Source organism: Mesorhizobium loti (assembly GCF_003148495.1).
Classification (GTDB): domain Bacteria; phylum Pseudomonadota; class Alphaproteobacteria; order Rhizobiales; family Rhizobiaceae; genus Mesorhizobium; species Mesorhizobium loti.
This window is the reverse complement of record NZ_QGGH01000022.1, coordinates 53,039-76,748: the sequence shown is the minus strand read 5'-3', so window position 1 is coordinate 76,748 and position 23,710 is coordinate 53,039. Positions and strand designations below refer to the sequence as shown.

Genomic DNA, 23,710 nt, shown 5'->3' with positions numbered 1-23,710 from the left:
TGAGGTAGGCAAGCGAGAAGCCGAGCGTCAATCCGAAACCCGGAATGACACTCGGCTGTCTGAACCGCCACCCAGCCTGCGCGGGTGCTGTGGTCGCGAATGTTGCGGTCATGGAGTTCAGGGGAGTCCCTCCCACTCAACCAAGCTTGCCTCCGCTATGGCGCGAAGAGGTCTGAGTGCGCAAGTTGGTTGAACGATCCCTCCCACTACGTCTATTCGCTCAGTGGAATTTCATCCTTCGTCGCCACTCGGGAATTCTGCGGTCGTGCAGCTACCACTTAGAGGGCGGACTTTGGATCAGGTCGGGTAAGCACCCTCCCCGAAATGATGAGGTCGCCTCATTTTTCAATCGGCTCATACTCCGCCGCTGGAACAAGTGCCTGCATATGCAGGTGCGATGTCTCAAGAAACGTCCTGCCGTGGACCTCACCATGCTCGATATGCAGCGCTCCGCTGTCGAATGTCAGCATGAAAGCCAACAGGCAGATGCAGCCGAAAGTAGAGCCATCCCCAACAGAATAGGTGTGATGAGTCTCAATAGCATCTCGTGCAATACCCTTGGGGGAGTTCTGCGTGGGGCCAAACCGGCGTAACAATAAGATGCTGGCCGGATATCGATCGGGGAGTAGAAGATATGGAGACCATTTCAAGAGAGCTGATGAAACTGGCCGAACACATCCGTCCTGCGCGCGAAGCGTTCGCAGAAGCGGATAAAAGGAGGATCGAAGCCGCTTTGGAGGCGGGGCGGCTTCTCTGCCAGGCCAAGAATGACTGCCCAAACCAGCAATGGCAGGCTTTCCTGACATTGGCTGATATCTATGAGCGACAGGCCCAAGAATTGATGCACCTGGCCCGCGCGGGATTGACGGCACACGTCGTTTCGCAAATCGGTGGCATCGATGCGGCACTGGCCTATCTGGTGAAGGCAAGATTGCCCGAGCCAGGCGAATGCCTGACTGTGGGACGGATAGGCTGGCCTGAAAAGAACACGCCCTTTGCCATCATCAAGCCCAACGCCGCCTATCCTGGTTACTACGACGTGGCGATTGCCGACATGTGGGCCAATCCCGCAACAGTTTTCTGTTCCACGAAGCCGCTAAAGGGGGGAAGTGTACGGCTTGCCGACGGATCGTTCTTCGACAACCTCTGGCGTATCGTCGACAGGGAATTGGACGTACCGCATTCGCAGCGTGAATTCCAAATGATGCCTGCGGATCTGTTCTCCCAGGATGGAGCTTTCCTCTTCGCAAAACCAGCCACCGCTGCAGGTCGTGGTCCGAAGACAAACCGGGCGCCCAATTACGCGCTTTGATTTCGATGCCTGAGCCGCGCCTGACGGCAGGTCTCCATTGCGGCCACCGGAAATGAGGGTAGCTACAGCCAGAGCGGAGAGAGCGATGGAAAGTCACCGTGCTGGGGTCGGCGCGCTGTGCTTGGCCCTAATGATGATGTCGGAACACTCCGTTGCGCAGTCCCAGTTGAGTCAAACAGAAGTCTATCAAGCCCAGGCAAGGCTATTCGAGAGTAATTTCCTGACACGCATTCCGGATGGCAGGATTGGTCAGCGGACATTGGACGCTTTAAGAGCCTGGCAACGACAAACGAAGCGGCCGCAGACCGGAGAATTGACGAAGAAGGAGTTCGATCAGTTGATGCGGTTTGATCCTGGCAAACACGCTTGGGAAGCGATCTCCGGATCAATAGACGGGATCTGGATCGCGGTTTGGGGACATAGTTCTGGGGTAGACGCAGCAAAAAAGGCTTTGGCTGGATGCCAGAAGAAGTCGTCTCGGCCCGACGATTGTTCGTACGTGTCCAATTCCGTCGATCGGAGCGGCCCAGGGTGGTCAGCTGCCGTCTTTTGCGAGCAGCGAGGTCTGTTTCGAAGGAAAGGTCAGATGTTCCTGCACAATGGCTTGAGCCGGAAAGCAGCCATAGACCAAGCGTTCGCCGCCGCATCAACCGCGAAGTTCCGCTCGTCTCAATGCACGCTCGTAAAGGCGCTGGACGGAAACGGACGGCAGTGAATCCGTTCCAATAGCGTTTGCCAACGGGCGCCGAAGGCAACCGATCCTTCGCCGTCGTTTTGGCGAGGAGGTATCGCTCAGGTCTAATCCCGTGGGGAGGCTATCAACATTTAGAGTAGTCAAATGGCGCCGGCTGAGGTGTTCAGAACGCGGCGGGTCTCGGAAGAGGTAATGCCATGTCCGATTTCGCGCTCCAATTTCTTGATCGCCGCTGGCTTAATCGAACAAAATCATCATCAGAGTGGCGAGATCATGCGCATTGCGGTTGTTGGCTCAGGTTACGTCGGTCTCGTGTCTGGGGCATGCTTGGCTGACTTTGGTCACAAAGTCGTCTGCATCGACAAGACAGAGGCAAAAATCGTCGATCTTCAAGCTGGGAGAATGCCGATATATGAGCCAGGTCTCGAAGACCTTGTCTGCAAGAATTCTGCGACGGGGCAGCTCGCCTTTAGCACCGAGCTTGGGCCAGCAGTCGCAGACGCGGATGTGGTGTTCATTGCTGTCGGGACGCCTTCGAGGCGAGGCGACGGTCATGCAGACCTTTCTTATATTTACGAGGCGGCGCGGGAAATAGCGGCTGCGGTTCGCGGTTTCACGGTGGTCTCTGTCAAATCCACGGTGCCAGTGGGGACCGGAGATGAAGTCGAACGGATTATTCGCAGCTGCAACCCGGCGGCAGATGTAGCAGTTGTGTCGAACCCGGAATTCCTTCGCGAAGGGGCAGCCATCGACGACTTCAAACGTCCCGACAGGATCGTTATCGGTCTACCGTCGGACGAACGCAGCCGCGAAGTGATGGCGGAAGTCTACCGGCCACTCTATCTCAACCAAGCGCCGATCATGTTTACCGGACGTCGCACGTCAGAACTGATAAAGTACGCAGCCAATGCCTTCCTGGCGCTCAAGATTACATTCATCAACGAGATTGCGGATCTTTGCGAGAACGTAGGTGCGAACGTGCAGGAGGTGGCGCGAGGCATCGGGCTCGACAACCGCATTGGTTCGAAATTCCTGCATGCAGGCCCCGGGTATGGGGGATCCTGTTTTCCGAAGGATACACTGGCTCTCGTCAAGACGGCGCAAGATAGCGGCGCGCCGCTGCGGTTGGTCGAAACGACGGTCGCCGTGAACGACCAGCGAAAACGCACTATGGCCCGCAGGATCGTGCTCGCCTGCGGCGGCAATGTGCGAGCAAAAACGATAGCCGTACTGGGTCTCACATTCAAACCCAACACGGATGATGTCCGTGACGCGCCTTCCCTCTCGATCATCCAGGCTTTGATCGATTTTGGGGCGTCTGTTCGAGTGTATGACCCTGAGGGCATGGAACAGGCCAAGCTCATGCTTGGCGCCAGCGTCGACTATGCGAGAGGCGTATACGAATGCGCCAAGGGCGCCGATGCCTTGGTGATTGTCACCGAGTGGAACCAGTTTCGCGCTCTCGATTTTGAACGGCTGTCGCGCTGCATGTCGAAGCAGGTAGTAGTCGACCTTCGTAACATCTACAGGCGCGAAGAGGTCTGCAAGCATGGTTTTGAGTATGTGAATGTCGGCGAGGGCGTGGCAGCGGAGAGATCTGTTTTTGCCGCGGCCGCCGAATGAGGTATTTCATCACCGGAACCGCCGGATTTATCGGATTTCATCTGGCGCGCCGCCTGCTGGATGAGGGTCACTCCGTGACCGGCTTCGACGGCATGACGCCGTACTACGATGTTGCCTTGAAGCAATCCCGAAATGCCTTGCTTCAGCGATACGACACCTTTCGCTTCCACATCGGACAGTTGGAAAACATGGACGCGCTCCGGCGGGCGGCAGAATCGGCCATGCCCGATGTGATTGTCCATCTGGCCGCGCAGGCCGGTGTGCGGTACTCGATCGACAATCCGCGAAGCTACACCGACAGCAACCTGGTCGGTTCTTTCAACGTCCTTGAACTTGCCCGTGACCTGAAGCCCAGACATCTGCTGCTTGCTTCCACCAGTTCGGTCTACGGCGCGAATGAAACGATCCCGTTCGTTGAGACTGACAAGGCCGATTGGCCACTAACGTTCTACGCGGCCACCAAGAAGGCGGCGGAGGCGATGTCACACTCGTATTCGCATCTTTTCCAGATTCCAACGACATCCTTCCGGTTCTTCACCGTGTATGGCCCATGGGGCCGACCCGACATGGCGCTCTTCAAGTTCGTCGACGCCATCCAGAACGAGCGTCCAATTGAAGTCTATGGCGAAGGCTTGATGAAACGCGATTTCACCTATGTCGATGACCTTGTTGAAGCCATCGTTCGGCTCATCGGATGCGTGCCCGTGGCCGGCCGGCCGGTGTCTGGCCCAGGTGTCCTTGATACGCTGTCACCCGTGGCGCCCTGGCGTGTGGTCAATATAGGCGTCGGTCAGCCGGTGGAGCTGTTGTCTTTCATCGAGACAATCGAGAATTGCCTCGGCAAACGTGCCATCCGGAAGATTTTGCCGATGCAATCAGGCGACATGCCGGCGACTTATGCTGATCCTCGTCTCCTGGAGACCCTTACAGGCTTTCGCCCCAAGACCAGCATCCAGGACGGGGTGGCTGCCTTCGTACGCTGGTATCTGCAAGAACGACCCTCATCGCGGCCGACAATCGCCGCCTGAGCATTCTTTCGTTCAAACGCGGCCAAACAAATAGCTGAAGCGGCAGATCCCTTTCCAAGCAAGCCAACGCCCCTGACTGTGGCACAGAGCGGGCCAGCATAGCCCTCTCAGGCCGACACCAGCTTGGCGTGTATCTTAGGCCTGGCGCCGCGCCAGGATGTCACCTCAATGGTTGCTCCGTCGCCGCAAAGCACGGCAAAACCACTGTCGGTATGCGCTTGGACCTGGCCAGTCAGCCCTATGTAGCGCCCTCGCTCCGCAAACATGCGTGCCTTGTCGACGACGATTTTGCGGCCCTCGCCTACAGTGAAGGCGCCTGGATAGGGATCGCCGACAGCGCGGACAAAGCGAAGAATGGTCTCAGCCGGCTGCGTCCAGTCTATCGATCCGTCATCCGCCGAGCGCTTGGCGCAGTAGCTGGCGAGGGAGTCGTCCTGCGCAACGCCCACGCTGTTGTCGCGGGCGATCGCTGACACAACGAGCGGTGTCATTTCCCGCAGGGCCTGCTTGTGCTTTTCGTAAAGCGAACGCGCGGTCTCGTCCTGCGCCACGGCAAAAAGCTTCTGCAGGATAACCGGGCCACTGTCGACACCTTCATCGAGCCGAAAGAATGTCGATCCAGTCTCCTTTTCGTTCGCGATGATCGTCCAAGGGATCACCGCCCTGCCCCGAAAGCGCGGCAACGGCGCCGGATGGAAGCCTACCGACCCAAGGCGGGCGACCGAACGAAATTCGGTTCGGCAGATCTGCGACCAGCCGATCACCAGCGTCAAATCGGGGCGGCCTTGTTCGAGCCAGGCGACTGTATCAGGCGCGTTGATGTTCTTGGTCAGATGGACCGAAACGCCCGCAGCGTGCGCCGGACCCGATAAATCGACAAAATCGGAATGGCGTGTGGAGGCGTCGGCCGCAAGGGTGACAAGCAGCGACGGCGTCATACCCGCTTCGACGAGGGCGTCGAAAGCAACACGGGATCCTTCCACCGCACCGACAAAGGCTATGCGCATCAAATTCGAACTCCAGCTTAAGTGCCGCAAGCGACAGCGAGACGCGGACCTTTTCTATTGTTCGGTTCAATTCTACGCCCAAGTCCACCTTTAGAGGTAATCGATCGTCTTCGATGCATCCCAAATGTGCAGTTCTTCCGAGCGGCAAAAAGCTGGATAGTTAACGGATCGGGGCTGTGGGATTGGAACGGTCGATGGATGGCGTCGGCTTGGCACTTCTGGATCGCGATGCCATTACGGCTGAACATCCGCGCATTGGCTCGCGCCGGCCGCATGTGTTGATCGTGCTGCCTGGACTGGGCGCCGGCGGCACCGAACATGTCGTCAATGTCCTCGCCAACCAGTGGGCCGCAAGAGGCTGGCTGGTGACCCTGGTTACATTCGAGGCACCGGGGCCCCCGCCCTACTACCATTTCGATCCTGCGGTCAGGATCGTGCGATTGGGATTGCCGCAGGTGAAAAGGTCCAGAACAAGGGCAATTGTTGCAGGCGTGCGTCGGATATTTCTTCTGCGTCGAACGCTCAAGATATTGGCTCCGGATGTGACCCTGAGCTTTCTCACGCGCACCAACGTGATGTCGCTGGCGGCAAGTCGAGGACTCGGCCTCAACGTTGTGGTTTCGGAGCGCAACAATCCTGCTCTGCAGGACGTAGGCCCGATCTGGCGGTTTCTTCGGGCCAAGCTTTATCCATTCGCCTTCGGATTGGTCACCATGACCAACGGAGCGCTGAATTACTTCAGCCCTGCCATGCGCAGGCGAAGCTGGGTTATCCCCAACCCGGTCGATCTTCCCGCGGTCGATCTTCCCGCAACAGGCAAATCGCGCCGAGGCGGTAACGTGCTTGTCGCTGTCGGCAGGCTGGTCCCGCAGAAAGGTTTCGACCTTCTGCTAAAGGCATTCGCCAGTGTCCGCCGCGATTTCCCCGAATGGAAGTTGGTCATCTGGGGCGAGGGTCCCGATCGTGCCGAGCTGGAAGCCGAGCGGGATCGCCTGGGCCTGCAGGGTTGCGTTGAAATGCCCGGGATAACCAGCCAGCCCGGCATCTGGGTGGAGACCGCCGACGCCTTTGTACTTTCGTCCCGCTACGAAGGTTGGGGGATTGTGCTGCTGGAGGCCATGGCAGCCAGCCTGCCCGTCATATCCTTCGATTGTCAGTGGGGCCCTCGGGAGATGGTCGAAGATGAGAAGGATGGACTTCTCGTCGAAGACGGGAATGTCGATGCGCTCGCGGCAGGCCTGCGGCGACTGCTTGGCGATGAAAATCTCCGCAAGAGGCTGGGCGCGGCCGCAGGGGTGAGTGCCGCGAGGTTCACGCCTGAATATGTGATGCAAAACTGGGACCAAGTCATTCATGCTGCCCTGGCAGCGCGCGACAATGAAGAGCTCTTGCCATGCTGACCACCCATCGCATGCTGACCACCCATCGCGCTTTGCGCAAAATGGAAACACGCATCAAGATGACCTGGGCCGCCTCCGGGGCAGATGCGTTCCTGGTTTCCTATCCGAAGTCGGGGCGAACCTGGTTCAGGCATATCCTGGCGGATTACTTCAGTCGGACGGCTCACGACGGAAATGTCGATCTCTTCCGCATGTTCGGTGTTCTTCCAAACTTCGACCTTGATCCCGAACGTGGGATTCCTGCTTTCCGTTACGCGGAACAGCGCCCTCAGGTGCCGCTTATCCTCGTTTCGCACCTTGGCTACCGACAAATGCTGTTCTTGCACCGGCCGGTCATTTTCATGGTTCGCGATCCGCGCGACGTGGTCGTGTCGGCGTACTTCCACGCGACACGCCACAAGCATCGCTTCGAAGGCGATATGGATGCGTTCATCTACGATTATCATCAAGGCCTGCCGGCCCTTATCATGCATCTGAACAGCTGGGCGAAAGGCCTGACGCATCACCGGCATGAAGTTTTGAGCTATGAAGAACTGACCGACGACCCAGTCGGTACGTCCTCGCGTATTTTGAGATTTCTGGGGCACGCCCCATCGGTGCGAGATCTTGAGGGGGCTATCGAAGCTTCTCGTTTTGAAGCGATGCGCGAACATGAGGTGGCGGGGGGCCTGCCGGCGCATTCATATGATCGGGCGGATGCGGAAAGCCGTCGCATGCGTCGTGGCAAGGTCGGTGGCTTCGCCGACTATCTCAGTGACGCGCAAGCTGAACTGATCGAGCGGACCTGCTCCGAGTGGTTGACCCCGGCTGCCAAGGAGTTGCTTTGCCGCGGCGGAACCCACTTCTCGCGTTACAATTAAAGATCTGCCATCGCAGTTAAGCTCCGAGGGAGCATCGTGCGCGCATCATGCAAACACTTCTTTTGTTCTTGAAGCGGCGCGCAGACAGACTGCCGCGCGGGTGACAGACGCGATCGAAGGCAGATGCGTGGCCAGGCCCGGCGCGCCGTGAACTCCTTACCGCTAATGGGCTAGGCCATCAGTTGTAGCAGCGATCAGATCCTGACTGATTGAGGTTGCAACAGAGCCAAACTTGGTTGTGGCGGGCTCTTCTTTTCCGCCGATGATGGATGACGTCAGCAGCGATCTGGCGCGGATACGATCTGTATTGCTCCGCAAGTACGGGGAGTGGGTGAGTTTGGCAACCATTGCGATGACCAGAGGACTGACCAGACGTGCGATGGAGGCCCTCAAACGCAGGAGCGCTGGCCGCACGCGCCTGGCCAACATCGCACACCTTGTGACGGGCAATTTCCTCGGATCATTGCTTGGGCTTGTGGCCTTTGCGCTTTCGGCGCGAGCCCTTGGCGTGGCCAACTATGGCCAGCTTGCATTGATCATCGCGTTCACGCGGGTCGTCGAGCGCGTTGTCAGTTTCCAGTCGTGGCAGCCAATCATCAAATATGCGGCGGGCCTGAACGCGTCCTCGGACCGCGATGCCCTGCGCATGCTCATGAAATTTGGACTGCTTATCGATGTTGGCGCCGCCGTTTGCGCCTGGGTCATCGCCATGGGCGCAGCACTTCTCGTGGCGCCATTCTTCGGTTGGTCCGCGGAGATCGTGCAACTTCTTGTCCTGTATTCCAGCGTCCTGCTGTTCCAGATCTCAGGCGTTCCGGTCGCGGTGCAGCGCATGGCCGGCAACTTCCGCCTCCTCGCCTACGGGCAGCTGCTCAATGCGGTTTTGCGGGTATTGCTGTGCCTTCTCGGGGTGCTGCTCAAGGCTGATCTGGCCTATTTCACCGTGGTTTGGGCAGGAACGCAGATACTCGGGTCGCTGACACTCTTGACGTTGACGATGCGGGCGCTGCACAGGCAGGGCGTCCGCAATATCCTGCGCGCGCCTCTGGCTGGAATCACAAGCCGCTTTCCCGGCATCTGGAATTTCGCCTGGTCTTCAAACATTTCGCTTACATTGCGTGTGAGTGCGCAGGAACTCGATACGCTGCTGGTCGGATTGCTCGCCGACCCGGCTTCAGCGGGCTTGTACCAAATCGCCAAGCGCATAGGACGCGTCGGCCAGCAGGTCGGTCCCCAGGTGCAGAATGTCCTCTATCCTGATGTGGCCCGGCTTTGGGCGCAGGGAAGCGTTAGAAAATTCAAACGGGCGATCTTTCAAGCCGAAGCCATGCTGCTCGGCTTTGGCATCCTTTGCATATTGATTGTCGCCGCATTCGTTCGGCCGCTGCTCATCTGGACCGCAGGGCCTGATTTTCTCGGCGCGGCCAACCTCGTCATCGTGCAGATGGTGGCGGTCGCGTTCGTGCTTTCGGGCTCTGCTGCCCGGTCCGCACTGCTGGCCATGGGCAAACAACGCGAGGTGTTGCGAATTGTTGTCGTTGCGACAGCCGCCTTCCACGTGACGGCACTTCTGCTCATCCCCCGGATCGGCGCAATGGGCGGTAACATCGCCCACATCGTGCTGGGCATATTGTGGACCGCAGGCTTGGCGTTTTCATTGAAACAAGCGTTGAAGACCACCCAACCCGACAGGCAGACACGGCCAGTGGACTGCCTCGATCAGGCAAGTCTTTCCCCTTCAAAGGCAATTTAGATGACCCTTGCACCCCAAGCTCTAGCCACCGTGCCCATAGCGTCGCGACGCCCCGGTCCCTCATCGCCGTCCCTTACTCATCTGCAGCGGCTCGAGGCTGAATCGATCCATATCATTCGAGAAGTCGCAGCCGAATTGCGTAACCCTGTGATGTTGTATTCCGTGGGCAAGGACTCGGCGGTGATGTTGCATCTCGCGATGAAGGCCTTCCATCCATCGCCACTGCCGTTTCCCCTGCTCCACATCGATACCACCTGGAAGTTCAAGGAAATGATCCGCTTCCGCGATGAAACCGTTGCGCGGCTTGGTTTGAATCTTCTGGTGCGCCGCAACGAAGCTGGTCTTGCCGAGGGCATCACACCGTTTACGCACAGCTCATCGATCTACACGCAGATCATGAAGACGGAGGCGTTGAAATCGGCACTGTCCTCGTTCGGCTTCGATGCCGCTTTTGGCGGGGCGCGGCGAGATGAAGAAAAAAGCCGCGCGAAAGAACGGGTGTTTTCGCTTCGCAGCGAGAACCATGGCTGGGATCCGAAGAACCAGCGTCCGGAGTTGTGGAACCTCTATAATGGCCGGCTGAGGCCCGGAGAATCCGTTCGCGTCTTCCCGCTCTCGAATTGGACCGAAACCGATATCTGGCAATACATCATGAGGGAGCAAATCCCCATTGTGTCGCTCTACTTTGCCGCAAAGCGCCCGGTGGTGGAGCGCGGCGGACAGTGGATCATGGTGGATGACGATCGTCTGCCGCTACGCCCGGGTGAAGTGCCCGAAATGCGTTCGGTCCGCTTCCGCACCCTTGGTTGCTATCCACTGACCGCGGCCACCGAGAGCACGGCTGCAACTCTTCCCGAAGTGCTCCAGGAAATGCTTGCCACTCGGACTTCCGAGCGATCGGGCCGCCTGATTGATCATGACGAGGCGGCGTCAATGGAAAAGAAAAAGCGTGAGGGGTACTTCTGATGCTGGGTTTTGCTCAAACCGCGGACCTCGAAGCTTCCTTGGAGCGCGAGACCACTTCGCAGTACCTTAATGCCCATGAGCGGAAAAGCCTGTTGCGGTTTCTCACCTGTGGCAGCGTGGACGACGGCAAGTCGACACTGATCGGCAGGTTGCTTTACGACACCCAGTTGCTGATGGAAGATCAACTTGCGGCCCTTGCGGCCGATTCACGGCGACACGGCACGACTGGCGACGATCTCGACTTCGCGCTTCTGGTTGACGGCCTCGCCAGTGAGCGCGAGCAAGGCATTACAATCGATGTGGCCTATCGCTTCTTCGCCACCGAGCAGCGCAAGTTCATCGTCGCCGACACGCCCGGCCATGAGCAATACACCCGCAACATGGCCACCGGCGCATCCAACGCCGACCTCGCGGTCATCCTTGTCGATGCACGGCAGGGCATCCTCACTCAGACCCGCCGGCATTCCTTCATCGTTTCCCTGCTCGGAATCCGGCATGTCGTTCTCGCGATCAACAAGATCGACCTGATTGGCTATTCGCAAGCCGTGTTCGATCAGATCGAGGCGTCCTATCGAAGTTTTGCGGAACCGCTCGGCTTCGTTTCGTTACAGGCCATCCCCTTGTCTGCTCGCTATGGCGACAATGTCCGTTCCAGAAGCGCGAAACTCCCCTGGTATCAAGGCCCGACACTCATCGAGTATCTGGAGTCTATCGAGGTGGAGAGTGACCGCCGTACGGCCCCCTTCCGCATGCCGGTGCAATGGGTCAATCGTCCCAATCTCGACTTTCGCGGATTTGCCGGCACAATCGCAGCCGGGGTGGTGAGACCGGGCGACCGCGTGGCGGTGGCGCGCTCAGGCGTCACAACCTTGGTGAAGCGAATTGTCACCGCTGATGGAGACTTGCCCGAAGCCGGGGCCGGCGAGGCGATCACGCTGACGCTCGAAGACGAGATTGACGTCTCCCGCGGCGATGTTCTGGCAGCCGCAGCCGAGCGACCGGAAGTCTCCGATCAGTTTGCGGCGCATGTGCTCTGGATGCATGACGAGCCATTGATCCCCGGTCGTCCCTATCTGATCAAGCTTGCCACCAGCGTCGTCGGTGCAATCATCACCCACATAAAACACAGGCTGGATATCAATAATTTTGCAAAGCTCGCCACAAAAACTCTCGAAAAGAATGAGGTTGGCTTCATCAACCTGATGACACAGGCGCCTCTTGCTTTCGATCCCTACTCCCGGGTGCATGAAACCGGTGCGTTCATCATCATCGACCGAATGACCAATCACACGGTTGGTGCCGGAATGATCGACTTCAGTCTGCGCAGGGCAAGCAACATTCATTGGCAAGCGCTGGACGTGGACATGAACGCGCGAGCGATCGCCAAAGGCCAAAAGCCGGTGGTGCTGTGGTTCACAGGCCTCTCAGGTGCCGGTAAGTCGACGATCGCAAATCTCGTGGAGAAGCGCCTTCACGCAATCGGCAAGCACACATACCTTCTGGATGGCGATAATGTCCGCCACGGCCTGAACAGGGACCTCGGCTTTACTGACGCTGATCGCGTCGAGAACATTCGTCGTGTGGCTGAAGCCGCCAGGCTGATGGTCGATGCGGGGTTGATTGCGCTGGCTTCCTTCATTTCACCATTCCGGGCGGAACGCCGGATGGCGCGCGACCTCTTTGCCGAGGGGCAGTTTATCGAAATCTTTATCGATACGCCGCTGGAGGTGGCAGAAGGTCGTGACCCGAAGGGGCTGTATCAACGCGCCCGAAACGGACTGATCCAGAATTTCACTGGCATTGGCAGTCCCTATGAGCGTCCCGAGGCTGCTCATGTCACGATCACTCCAGATTTGAGCGCCGAGGAGGCTGCGGAACTGATCGTCAGCTATCTCGACCGCGGCAGCTATCTTGGAAGCGCAACCGGGTAGTGGGCGATGAGTGACGGCACTGGCCAAGAGCCGATACGGGTTTGCTTTCCATTTGTTGGTGACGATGTCGGCGGAAGTCACATCTCAGCACTTAAGCTCGTCCAGAATCTCGACACCTCAAGGGTCGTTCCGGTTTTGGTGCTGCAGGAAACCATGGGGCCGCTCGCAGCCTTTCTGAAACGGGAGAGCCAACCCTTCATGGGTCTACCTCCTTTGACAACATTGCCCGCGAAAGGAACAACCTTGGGCGGTGTCGCCACCTATCTGACCAGCACGCTACCGCAGTTGAGCCGTTTTATCAGAGAGCAGAGGTTCGACATCATCCATACCAATGATGGGAGAACGCATATCAACTGGGGCATTGCGGCACGGCTTGCGGGCGCCAGGCTGGTTTGGCATCATCGCGGCGATCCCGATGCAAAGGGTGCCAATATTCTTGGGCCATTGATTGCAGATCGCATGGTGACAGTGTCGCGATTCTCGCGGCCGAAGCATCCGATCAGATCCTTCAATGGGCGCCTCAGCGTTATCCATAGTCCCTTCGATCATCCATCGGTCATTCCTGACAGGGCCGCAGCCAAGGCCACGCTTCTGGAAGAGCTCGGCCTCGCACCAGGCACACGGGTTCTCAGTTTCATTGGCGGTCTGATCGAACGAAAGCGGCCACTTCTCTTCATCAGCATCATTGAACGTTTCCTACGCGAGCATCCGCAAATTCCGATCGTCGGCTGCGTGTTCGGCAACTCGCCGGCAGGTTCGCCTGATCTTGAATCGGCTGCTCGCACGCTTTGCGTCGAGCGCGGGCTGGATCAAACCGTGCGTTTCATGGGTTTTCGTAGCCCCATCGAGCCGTTCTTGGCGGCAACGGATGTCCTGGTCGTTCCCGCGATGGGGGAGCCCTTTGGAAGAACGCTGATCGAAGCGATGTTTCTTGGCACGCCGGTGGTTGCGACCAATCATGGCGGCAATCCGGAAGCCATCGAGAATGGGCGGACAGGATTTCTGGTCGCTCCGGAAGACACCAAAGCTTTCATGGAGCCGCTGTGGCGGTTGCTCTCGGACCCGCCACTGTGGGCACGCATCAGCCAGGCAGCCCGGAAGCAAGCCTGCTTTTCCTATGGCACGCAGCAACACGTCGAAAGGGTCATGGAAGTCTACGGGGAAGCGCTGAACGCCCGGGCAACGGCCAGGTTGGCGTGCGGTACGATAGGTGAGAAGTGATCCAAGAGGGTTCGACAATGCAGGCAGAGGATATCGACTTCCTAATTATCGGCGCTGCAAAATGCGCCACGACCTGGCTGCAGCAGTCGCTACAGGCCGATCCGGCCGTCAGCATGCCGGACCCGGAGTTGCACTACTTCAGTCGCCACTACGACCGTGGTGACGACTGGTATTTCCGCCAGTTTGACAAAACTGGTCCTGGACAGTTGATCGGCGAAAAGTCGAACTCCTACCTGGATACGCCATCGGCACCGCAACGTGTTCACCGACTGCTCCCTCATGTCAGGCTGATCGTGCAGCTTCGCAATCCGGTCGAACGTGCATACTCGGACTACTGCATGCTCTTCCGCCGCGGCGAGGTGGACCGCGACATAGACTCTTACCTTGACGTGGGGAGGAGTTCGCCTGGGCGTTTTCTCGCCGGCGGCCTCTACTGCGCACAGTTGCAGGCGTATTTGGACCTTTATCCGAAGGATCGGCTCCTTGTTTTGTTTTTCGAGGAAACGGTCGCAAAGCCTGCTGAGCAGTTAAGCAGGGTTAGGGAGTTTTTAGGCCTCCCGGCGAGCGAAATTGCCCCGCCTGTGGCCAAGAAGGTGAAGGACCGCAGCGAAGCTATGGTTGGCCCGCAACTGCGCAAGATGATGAGGCCGTTGAAACCTCTGGTTCGCCCCTTCCGGAACAGTTCGCTCTTCGGAGCAGCACGGGGTGCCCTGGCCGGAAGGATTGCTTATCCGCCTTTCACCCCAAAGCTGCGATCCCAGCTTGTTGACTTTTATGCAGCCGATGTCGAGCAGCTTGGCACACTGGTGCGGCGGGACTTGTCCGGCTGGCTGGTCCAGACTGGCGGAAGTACCTCTTTGGATTAACTCGGAAAAGTTCCGCTTGCGGTTCTGATAGGTACTCCATGCACAAAAGCATGTGTTGCGTCAAAAGCGAGCAAAGCGCTCCATAGCAACCATAACATCGTAGCCTCTAGTCCGAACGATCGCAGGCCAACCTGTTCTTGAATGAACAAGGGAGCGGCAGGCGTGGATTTATGTCTACGAGTTCAAACAGCCGCGTATCTTGACGCGCCCTCTTGGTGCGCGGCGGCTAAGCTTTGTCGAGGTCCCAGGATGAGTCAGTTAGATCAGCCGTTTGAGGCAGTAGGTCCACTCGGCGGCCAATCCCTCTTGATAGCCACCGTGATCGCTCTCGGCCGTCTTGTCAGCAAACCGCGCACAATTGTTCATGTTCTGTCGTACTTGCGTCGACGGGTAATCGGGCGCGCCAAGGCCGTTGGCAAGAATCTTCATCTCTATGTCTTTGATCTGGCGATGGCGGTCGCGGCCCTGTCGTTTGCTTCATTCATGCGACTGGGCCTTGACGGAGAAGCGACCAGTCCGGAAAGCTACCATTCGCTGCTTTTCGCCCTCCCCTGTTTCCTGCTTACATGCGCCGTGGTCTTCCCGGTGACTTGCCTCTACACGCGCAACTGGCGATATGCCTCCGTCGGCGACATGCTCGGTATCCTTCGCGCGGTAATAGTCGCATCGCTCGCCTTCGTGTTTGTGATGTTTGTGGCAACACGGCTCGATTCGATCCCGCGCTCGGTGATGGTGATCGAGGTTCTATTGCTCGTGCCGCTGCTCATCTCGGTTCGAATCCGATCCAAGCTCCTTGAAGTAAGCCGCTTTGGCCCGGCCGCGAGCAGAGCAAAGAATGGACGCGACATGGTCCCTGTCCTGCTGATCGGTGCAGGCGATGCGGCTGATCTTTACATTCGCGCGCTGCAGCGGGACCCGGATGCACGCCATTGGCCGGTCGGCCTGCTCGAAAAAGGTGCGGCCACGGAGGGCTATTTTCTACGTGGCGTGCCGATCTTGGGCGACATCGCTGATTTCGACGCGGTGATTAGCGATCTGGAGGGCCGCGGTATCAAGCCCCGGCACGTGATCTTCACTGAACGAGTGCCTGGTCTTGTCGATCCGACGCTCGAAGCGCTGATCGACCGGGCCGAACGTCTGGGCATCGCTGTCTCTCGCCCTGCCCCCGTCCTGGAACTGCGCAATCCCAAACACGAGAGTCGCTTCGAATTGCGCCCGATCGAACTTACCGACCTGCTGGAAAGGCCGCAGGCGGTGCTTGATAAGGGGGCGTTGTCGCGCATGATCGAAAACAGTCGCATCGTTGTGACTGGCGCCGGCGGCTCGATCGGTGGCGAACTTACACAGCAGATTGCCGCGCTTGGTCCGGCTGAAGTGATCCTGATCGATAACAGCGAATACAATTTATACGCCATCGATCTGGAGTTGGCGGAGAAATTCCCGAATGTGCGCCGGAAGCCATATATCTGTGACGTGCGCGACCCTGTTCGCCTGGGCGAGATCTTCCAACGGCATGGCGTCGACCTGGTCTTCCATGCGGCGGCGCTCAAACATGTGCCGATGGTCGAACTGAATCCCTGTGAGGGAGTTCTTACCAATGTCATCGGGACAATGAACGTCGCAGAGGCGGCTCGCCTTTGCGGTGCAAAGGCAATGGTCCAGATATCTACGGACAAGGTTGTGAACACGACCAACGTCATGGGCGCCACCAAGCGTCTGGCTGAACTCTATTGCCAGTCCCTGGACCTCGCTTTTGTCGCCAGCGACACCCCCGCCCGCTTCATGACCGTTCGTTTCGGCAATGTTCTGGGCTCAAGTGGATCGCTGATCCCGCTGTTCAAGCGCCAACTCGCCCACGGCGGCCCGCTGACTGTAACCGACATGGAGATGAAGCGCTTCTTCATGACGATAAGGGAGGCGGTCGAGCTCACCTTGCAGGCATCGGCCCATGGCCTGGAAAAGAGCCTGGGACAGGGCGAAATCTTCGTTCTCGACATGGGAGCGCCAATCAAGATCATCGACATGGCGCGCCGCATGATCAAGCTCGCGGGGTTTCGGCCGGATGAAGACATCAAGATCAAGATTGTGGGATGCCGGCCCGGAGAAAAGCTGTTCGAGGAACTTTTCGACGAAAGGGAAAGGCGTGTCGACGTCCCGATTTCCGGGGTCTTGGGTGCTGTGCCCAACCCGGTGCCGCTTGACACGCTTCGCAAGGCATTTTCGCAATTGCGCCGCCTGGCGAGAGCTGGCGACACTGGGGGCGTGCTGAGCCTTATTGCCGAGCTGCTTCCCAGTTACCGCAGAGAAGAAGCAAGGCCTGTGGTGGCGACGTCAGCGCCATTCGTGCCTCATGTGATAGTCGGTTCGCCCAAGGCGACCCCGCCTCCACGCGAGGCGGCCGCTTGATGCCGGTGGAGGCGCTGTGGTGCTAAAACATCTTGCCCCGGTTCTGTTTGTCGCGCTGTCGTGCGGTACTGCACTGGCTGGCGGACCTCAACCGACCGTGGTCGAGGCACGAGGCGCGATCGAGCGCGCGGGCGCCTACTTCCGCGATCACCTCGGTGTGGCAGGAACCTATGTATGGAAATATTCGCTTGATGGCCAAAAGAGGGTGGGCGAAGGCGGGGCCGTGCCCGCAAGCATCGGCTGGGTGCAGCCGCCCGGCACACCGGCAGTCGGAGCTGCCTTCCTGCGCATTTTCGAGGTTACCGGCGACAAGCAATGGCTTCAGTCTGCCCAGCTTGTGGCAACGGCCCTGGTGAATACGCAGCTGGAGTCCGGCGGATGGTTTTACAAGATCGAGACCGACCCGCAAAAGGCGGCGACATGGTGCTACCGCGCACTGAAGGTGAGCGGGAAGTCTTGTCACGATATCAAGGACAATCCGCATCGCAACGAGACCGTACTCGACGACAACAACACACAGAGCGTGCTCAATTTCCTGATGTGGTTCGACCAGACGAGCGGCGGTTCGGATCCGGACGTCCGTACCTGCATCGACAAGGCGCTCCATCGACTGATGAAAGTGCAGTACCCGAATGGGGCCTTTCCAGTCTTCTTCACAGGATCCGCGCCTGGTGCGGACGTAGAGACAGCAGCCAAGGCGAGTATCCCCGCCAGTTGGTCGCACGAGTGGCAGAAGCCTGATCGCCCGCCCTACTTCATCGTCAACGACAATCTCCCCCGCGATATGGGTCGTCTCTTTCTCAACGCCTACCGCACATATCATGATCCCGCATATCTCAAGGCGGCGGAGAAGGTCGGTGATTTTCTCCTTGCAGCCCAGTTGCCCGCGCCACAACAGGGTTGGGCTCAGGAGTACGATCGTTCCATGCAGCCGGTTTGGGGCCGCAAGTTCGAGCCGCCAGGCGTCGTCTCGCGCGAAACCGCCGGCAATATCGATTACCTGATCGAGTTGAACGAACAAGACAAGGATGCGCGGTTGCTTGACGCGGCGGTGTCCGCGGCCATTTGGCTGAAAGCGGCGCGCCTGCCCGACGGCAGATGGGCACGTTTCTACGAACTCAACACCAATCGGCCGCTTTACATTGATGATGGTGGCCAGGTGACCTTCGATTACAAGAACCTCTGGCAACATTACGGCATGAAAACTGGTGCCGAGATCGAGCCGGTGTTCGCCCGGCTGGAGCTTGCCAAGCACGGCTTGACAGTTTCCCATCAGCAGCTGTGGATCAGTGCCGCGGATGAGTTGAGCGCTGACGAACTGAGTTCGAAGGTGCGTCAACTCATCGATAGCCAGGATGACCAGGGACGCTGGGTTGAGGATCGGTTTATCCAAGGAGAAGACTTTGTCGACGGCGTGTTCGCTCTCGCTCGTTTTATCTCCCCGGAAGCGTCAGCATCGGGGAAGTAGCTTCTGCACGTCGCTCGCTCTTGCTATGGGAGATCCTGACCAGGTCTGCCGACAGCGCCCATTTGGTCTGAGCTGATGGACAATTTTCGGGGCATTTGGCGCCATGTGAAGAGCGACCCGAAATCCTAGATGCCTCTACTTTTGGGTTGCGAAAGACTCCGCCCCGAGCGAGCACGTCGAAGTTGCTTGAGGAAGCGTGCGACCGTTCGCGGAGCTGGGCCCTCGCGCAAAATTGCAACACTGGGCGCTATCCCAAGCAGGAGGGGCACGACAAAAAAACGACCGTAAAGATGTGGCAGCGCATTGGCCAACGCCGCGAAGAGGAGGACTGTCGTCAGCGTGCAAATGGCGGATACCCGTCCTTCGCGAACCCGGGCGGCGAGCATCCCGACCATTATGCCGGCTACCAGCAGGAGCAGAAAGCCGATCAACCCAGGCAGCCCTGCCTCGACCCATATCAAGAGAAAGGTGTTGTGGACAGGAGCATGCAGCTCGCTGACCCATCGATACTGGTCAGCACCTATACCAAGCAGCGAATTGCTGTCCGCTTTTCCAATGGCCTCCTTGATAAGCCGCATACGGTCCGCAAATGTACCAGCCTCATCAATGTCGCCATTCTGCAATGCGTTCAGCACGCGGCGCTGGAAGATGGGCGGCAGGAAGTCGCTGCCCCATGTGACGGCGATAAAGAACGTGGCGAGTGACGACACCGTCAACAAGATGATCCGGCGCCACGAGCCCGTCATGACAACGAAGACGGTGAGCGCGAAGACGAGGCCAATCAGGCCGGTATTGGATCCAGTCAGAACAATGCCATAGGCAAAGAGCGGCACTCCGATCCAGGCCCAGCGAGGCCGCGCGCATCCCGAGACCACCAGCCACAACAACAGGGGAACCGCGAGCGCAATCAGCGACGCGCACTCGTTTTCGCGTTCGACCCATCCGACAAAACGGCCATTGCCGCTGACGTAGATCGAGCCATGTCCCTCCTTGAGGACGTTGATCACCACTATGCCCTGCAGGCACATCAAGCCGATCGAACTGATAAACGCTTTTATCAAGAGAACGGTTTCGGCCCAGGGGCGCGACATGAGCATGAAGGTCAGGAGGAAGTAGGCGTATAGATATTGCGCCGAGATGACGAAGCCTCGCTGGGGATCTCCGACGAGCATGCTGCTTAGCAGCAGCATGCCACACAACAGCGCGATCCCGGTGTTCCACAGAAACGTCCCGGCTGCCAGGGGGGCAAGCGGAAAGGATTTTCCGAGTACAACCGCAAAAACAGCCGCGAGAGCGAAGGCATCGCTGGCGGTAAAATAGAATGCGTTGAAACGGAGGATGTTGAAGGGAGTGAGAAAGACGGAGGCCATGGCCAGCCAGAATTCAACTCTTCCGGTCGCCATTGACAACGACGCAGCAACCGGCCTGCGGTCGGGCTTTGGCCAGTACCCGCGAGGAACCCCGGCGTGATTCATCCTCACTCCTGAAATCTACTTGAGAGTTTCTTTTCACCAGCCCTCATCGACAGGCAGTTCGGTGTATCTGCCAAGATGGGCGCCCGGCCAATCACGCTATCCTTTCGGATAATAGCGTTGCCGCGGCTAAGCCTCTTGAACGCGCTGGCATCCGCGCATCCATGTTAGAAACTTGTCGCTTGGGTTGTCTCGAAACTCCGCTTTGGAAGACCTGGCGAGACCGACAAAGACAAATCTAAGGGGCGCGATCTGTGAGCTTGATAGACGAAAACAGTGTGTGGAACCGACTGGGACCATCCCTTCAGGATTCGCCCGAGCCGTTGGAGGAACGATCATTCGGCGTTCGTGAGCTCTACGATCTGTTCCGTAGACGCCTCCGATTGATCATCGCGATCATCATTGGTGTCACCGCACTTGCGCTTGTCGCCGCCCTCGAACTTCCCAAGACGTATACGGCTAATTCCATGATCGTTGTCGAAACCGGCGATGCCAACCCGCTTGACAGCAGCACGCAGACGCAGCCCAACCAACAGCCCGACAAGTCGCGAATGGACACCGAACAGGATCTGATCACCTCTCGCGTATTTGCCGGCCTGGTCGTCGACAGGCTGGACCTGATCGAGGATTCGGACTTCAACACCTATCTACCGCCAGCCGCCAGTGGGACTTCCGGAACCGGAGTGCTGTCACAAGCGGTCGGCTTGATTGTCTCGATACCGAAAAAGATGCTCGCTGTTGTCACCGGCGCCAACGCGCAGGATACGTCTCTCCCGGACAAGGCTGTTCAGCAGGACCGCGCAATTACCTCCTATCTGGCAAGCCTGTCACTCCAGCGCTCCGGCGATAGCGCGGCGATGACAATCTCGTTTGTCAACGATGACGCAGTGAAGGCAGCCAATGTGGCCAATGCGACGGCTAGGCTGTTTGTGGAATGGTCTCGTGACAACAAGCGGCAGGACATCAAGGACGCCGTCGGCTTTTTGCGACAGCAATCGACCGAGCTTGCGTCGCGGATTGCTGCGATAGAAGGCCAGATCGCCAAATATGCGAGCGAACACGGCGTTTCCAGCGATCCGCGCGATGATCTGCTGCGCGCCTCGATCCAGCAGGCCAACGATCAGCTCAGCACCGCCAGAGGTGAGTACACGCAAGCGCAGGCGCGCCTCGCCCAGGTCAGGCTTGCGGCCAAGAACGGCGACACAGGGGCCGGCGTCGATCCCTTGCTCTCATCCGACTTCCTGACGACCCTGCGCAACGACGAAGCGGCGGCAACGAGGGATCGCGCGCAACTTGCCGGCAACTACGGTCGAAATCATCCTTTGGTGCAAGAGGCCGATGCAAAAATTGCCGCCGTCCGTGCGATGATTTCTCAAGAGATGCTGCGGACGATCGCAATCCTGGAAAATGAGGTGCGCGTCGACGAAGGCCGGGTGGACCAGCTCACCAAGAGCCTGCAGGCTTCCAACGAAGAGCTGCGTCAAAGGAGCCTGGCTGAAGCCAAGTTGCGTGAACTGAACAACGACCTGTTGACCGAGCAAAAACTCAACGACCTTGTGTCCGGCAAGCTTGGCAGTCTCGACCCGTTTTCCGACGCGGTCGAGCCCGGCGTGCGAACCGTCTCCACAGCGGAGATCCCGACGTCCCCTACCTTTCCCAAGCTTCGCTTGATGCTGGCAGGCGGTTTCGCAGCGTCGCTTGTTCTGGCCTTTATTCTTGTGCTGACACTTGAAAGCATGGATGGGCGGGTACGGGATTCGCGACGGGTATCGAAGCTGATCCGCGTTCCCCTGCTGGCGTCGATCCCGCTATTGCCCCGGAAGTTCCTGCGTCCCGCCCTGCCCCCTCTCGAAACCCTGTTGTCAAAACCACGGTCGGCTTTTTCCGACGCTTTCCGATCGCTTTACAGTGCCTGCACCAGGATGAACGGCGGGCGGGTCAAACATGTTGTTCTGGTCACTTCCGGCCTGCCCCAGGAAGGCAAGACAACGACAGCGATGGGCCTTGCCATGGCCGCTGGAATGGATGGCGCCTTGACTGCGCTGATCGATCTGGATTTGCGAACCCGCCACCTCCACACCTCCATGGGGCTCGGCTCCGCCAGCAAGACACTCGATGACTATTTGCGTGGAGATTGCGGTCTGGCGGAAATCGTCCAAACCCTGCCTGAAATTCCGCAGCTCGATGTGATGGCGCCGCGTACCGACGACCAGACCTCGCCGGAATTCCTCAACTCCAGCCAGCTTGCCAAATTACTGGAAGCGTTCCGGCTGGAGTACGACGTGGTGATCATCGACGCACCGCCTATGCTCGTTCTGGAGGACGCAGTCAGGATTGCTGCCTCTGTGGACACTGTCGTGGTCGTGGCCGCGTGCGACAGCACAACGCAAGAGGCTCTCTCCCAGGTCGTCGAGCGTCTGCGGTTCACCGGCGGCCCATCGATCGGCTGGGTGTTCAACCGGGTGGACCCTTTCCAACAGGCTCATGGTGCGTTCCGGAAAGCCTATCTGAGACGGCAGCAGATCCGGCGCTATTTCCCCGTTTGACTGTCGTGAAGGCCCGACCGGCTATAGTCCCATCGCCTCGAGCAGGGTATGGTTTACCTTGTGAACGTCGAAGCGTTCTTCCGCGAGCTTTCTTGAGTTGGCGCCCATTTTCACGGCGAGCTCCTCATCTTCAAGAAAGGCGCGCTGCGCCGAGGCCAGAGCATCTACATCTCGCGGATTGACCTGGAAACCGTTCTCCCCGTCGATGACGGTTTCTTGGCAGCCAGGTGCGTTGGTCGTAATTATCGGCCGCCCTGTCGACAGGGCCTCCAGCGCGCTGCGAGGAATGCCCTCGCGATAGTAGGAAGGCAGTACAAACACCGTCGATGCGGTCAGATAGGGGCTGACATCGTGCGTTTCGCCGAGATACTCCACGGCTCCTTCCTTGGTCCACTGGTCCATTTCGGCTTTCGAGATGGAGAGAGGACTGGGATCAAATGGCCCGAGAATCTGGAAACGCGCGGCAAGGTGCTTGGTCTTCAGGATGCGAGCGGCGGCGGCAAACTCGGCAATCCCCTTTTCACGAAGCAAGCGGGCAATCAGAAGGAAGACGGGCGGCCCCGGCGGTGGACGGCTGGCGGCAAACAGCGTCAGATCGACCCCGGAACCTGCAACCTTGATCACCGGCGTTTTCGCAGAAACCATCCTATGGAGTCGGATGTCGGAAGCGTCGGCTTCGTTGTAGGCGAAAACAGCTTCGCAACCGATCAAGGCCGAGCGGTAGAGAGCAATGCTCAACCGGCGCAGAACAGTTGCGCGCAATCCGGTGACGCTGCCGCTGAATATGAAGCCGAACCCTGTAAAGAGTGCAAACCGCCGAGGTACTCCTGCGAGCCGGGCCGCCAGTCCACCATAGATGATAGGCTTCATCGTGTACGGCAGGACGATGTCCGGAGCCAGGCGGCGCATTAGCCTGTAAAGCGCCTTGAGCGTTTGCAGATCTGCCAGCGGATTGGTGCCTGTCCTGGCCATTGGAATCTGTTGGAAGCTCACGCCAATAGCACCCAGCCTGGCGATGGCTTGTTCGTCATTATCGGGGGCGAGTGTGATGACCTCGTGCCCGGCGGCGACCATGGCTTTCAACAATTCGAGGCGAAAATTGACGAGCGAACGCGTCAGACTGGCGATGACGACGATCCGCTTGCGGCGCATCGCAC

At 58.6% G+C, this 23,710-nt stretch carries 17 protein-coding genes and 1 pseudogene; 14 read left to right on the top strand and 4 right to left on the bottom strand.

All coding sequences use genetic code 11. The features are described 5' to 3' along the window. A pseudogene (locus tag C8D77_RS35020) lies at window positions 1-112 on the bottom strand (molybdate ABC transporter permease subunit); the annotation flags it as partial. Window positions 113-634: 522 nt separating this feature from the next. Here C8D77_RS35020 and C8D77_RS35015 point away from each other — a divergent pair. The 4 genes from C8D77_RS35015 to C8D77_RS35000 all read left to right on the top strand — a co-directional run bounded on the left by C8D77_RS35015 (window position 635) and on the right by C8D77_RS35000 (window position 4,657). Then, entirely contained in the window at window positions 635-1,312 is a 678-nt protein-coding gene (locus C8D77_RS35015) for a hypothetical protein (protein ID WP_109672220.1), read from the top strand. Between the two features lie 85 nt (window positions 1,313-1,397). Then, window positions 1,398-2,027 (top strand): peptidoglycan-binding domain-containing protein, encoded by a 630-nt coding sequence (locus C8D77_RS35010; protein ID WP_170136912.1) that lies wholly within the window; start codon window positions 1,398-1,400, stop codon window positions 2,025-2,027. 252 nt (window positions 2,028-2,279) lie between these two features. Further along, window positions 2,280-3,629 (top strand): UDP-glucose dehydrogenase family protein, encoded by a 1,350-nt coding sequence (locus C8D77_RS35005; protein ID WP_109672234.1) that lies wholly within the window; start codon window positions 2,280-2,282, stop codon window positions 3,627-3,629. Beyond that, window positions 3,626-4,657: an NAD-dependent epimerase/dehydratase family protein gene (locus C8D77_RS35000; protein WP_109672215.1), complete on the top strand. Its 1,032-nt coding sequence runs from the start codon at window positions 3,626-3,628 to the stop codon at window positions 4,655-4,657. The genes C8D77_RS35005 and C8D77_RS35000 overlap by 4 nt, the downstream gene beginning before the upstream one ends. Window positions 4,658-4,764: 107 nt before the next feature. Here C8D77_RS35000 and C8D77_RS34995 read toward each other — a convergent pair whose 3' ends face one another. Then, window positions 4,765-5,664: a formyltransferase family protein gene (locus C8D77_RS34995; protein WP_109672212.1), complete on the bottom strand. Its 900-nt coding sequence runs from the start codon at window positions 5,662-5,664 to the stop codon at window positions 4,765-4,767. A gap of 194 nt (window positions 5,665-5,858) precedes the next feature. On the opposite strand from C8D77_RS34995, the gene C8D77_RS34990 reads away from it, so the two are divergent. The 9 genes from C8D77_RS34990 (at window position 5,859) to C8D77_RS34950 (ending at window position 18,535) form a co-directional block, all read left to right on the top strand. Continuing rightward, a complete protein-coding gene (locus C8D77_RS34990; protein WP_109672210.1) occupies window positions 5,859-7,064 on the top strand; it encodes a glycosyltransferase family 4 protein in 1,206 nt (401 codons plus the stop codon). Next, window positions 7,058-7,924: a sulfotransferase domain-containing protein gene (locus C8D77_RS34985; RefSeq protein WP_245951967.1), complete on the top strand. Its 867-nt coding sequence runs from the start codon at window positions 7,058-7,060 to the stop codon at window positions 7,922-7,924. Before C8D77_RS34990 ends, C8D77_RS34985 begins: the two co-directional genes overlap by 7 nt. A gap of 379 nt (window positions 7,925-8,303) precedes the next feature. After that, on the top strand, window positions 8,304-9,677 hold the full coding sequence (locus tag C8D77_RS34980; RefSeq protein WP_425453798.1) for a lipopolysaccharide biosynthesis protein: 1,374 nt from the start codon (window positions 8,304-8,306) through the stop codon (window positions 9,675-9,677). After that, window positions 9,678-10,643: a sulfate adenylyltransferase subunit CysD gene (gene cysD / locus C8D77_RS34975; protein ID WP_245951966.1), complete on the top strand. Its 966-nt coding sequence runs from the start codon at window positions 9,678-9,680 to the stop codon at window positions 10,641-10,643. It abuts the gene before it with no gap. Then, window positions 10,643-12,574, top strand: a complete 1,932-nt coding sequence (gene cysN / locus C8D77_RS34970) for a sulfate adenylyltransferase subunit CysN (protein WP_109672205.1) — start codon at window positions 10,643-10,645, stop codon at window positions 12,572-12,574. The genes cysD and cysN overlap by 1 nt, the downstream gene beginning before the upstream one ends. A gap of 6 nt (window positions 12,575-12,580) precedes the next feature. Further along, window positions 12,581-13,795: a glycosyltransferase family 4 protein gene (locus tag C8D77_RS34965; RefSeq protein WP_109672203.1), complete on the top strand. Its 1,215-nt coding sequence runs from the start codon at window positions 12,581-12,583 to the stop codon at window positions 13,793-13,795. A gap of 17 nt (window positions 13,796-13,812) precedes the next feature. Then, entirely contained in the window at window positions 13,813-14,661 is an 849-nt protein-coding gene (locus tag C8D77_RS34960) for a sulfotransferase family protein (protein ID WP_109672200.1), read from the top strand. A 318-nt stretch (window positions 14,662-14,979) separates the two neighbouring features. Further along, a complete protein-coding gene (locus tag C8D77_RS34955; protein WP_245468798.1) occupies window positions 14,980-17,067 on the top strand; it encodes a nucleoside-diphosphate sugar epimerase/dehydratase in 2,088 nt (695 codons plus the stop codon). Window positions 17,068-17,086: 19 nt separating this feature from the next. Further along, a complete protein-coding gene (locus C8D77_RS34950) occupies window positions 17,087-18,535 on the top strand; it encodes a hypothetical protein (RefSeq protein WP_146211867.1) in 1,449 nt (482 codons plus the stop codon). A 125-nt stretch (window positions 18,536-18,660) separates the two neighbouring features. Here C8D77_RS34950 and C8D77_RS34945 read toward each other — a convergent pair whose 3' ends face one another. After that, complete coding sequence (locus tag C8D77_RS34945) at window positions 18,661-20,010, bottom strand: O-antigen ligase family protein (RefSeq protein WP_109672193.1); 1,350 nt, start codon at window positions 20,008-20,010, stop codon at window positions 18,661-18,663. Window positions 20,011-20,261: 251 nt separating this feature from the next. Here C8D77_RS34945 and C8D77_RS34940 point away from each other — a divergent pair, with 251 nt between their 5' ends. Further along, window positions 20,262-22,553 carry a GumC family protein gene (locus C8D77_RS34940; protein ID WP_109672190.1) on the top strand — a complete coding sequence of 764 codons (2,292 nt, stop codon included), beginning with the start codon at window positions 20,262-20,264 and terminating at the stop codon, window positions 22,551-22,553. 21 nt (window positions 22,554-22,574) lie between these two features. On the opposite strand, the gene C8D77_RS34935 is transcribed toward C8D77_RS34940, so the two are convergent. Then, window positions 22,575-23,705, bottom strand: coding sequence for a glycosyltransferase family 4 protein (locus C8D77_RS34935; RefSeq protein ID WP_109672188.1), 1,131 nt, complete (start codon window positions 23,703-23,705; stop codon window positions 22,575-22,577). Window positions 23,706-23,710 lie beyond the last annotated feature (5 nt).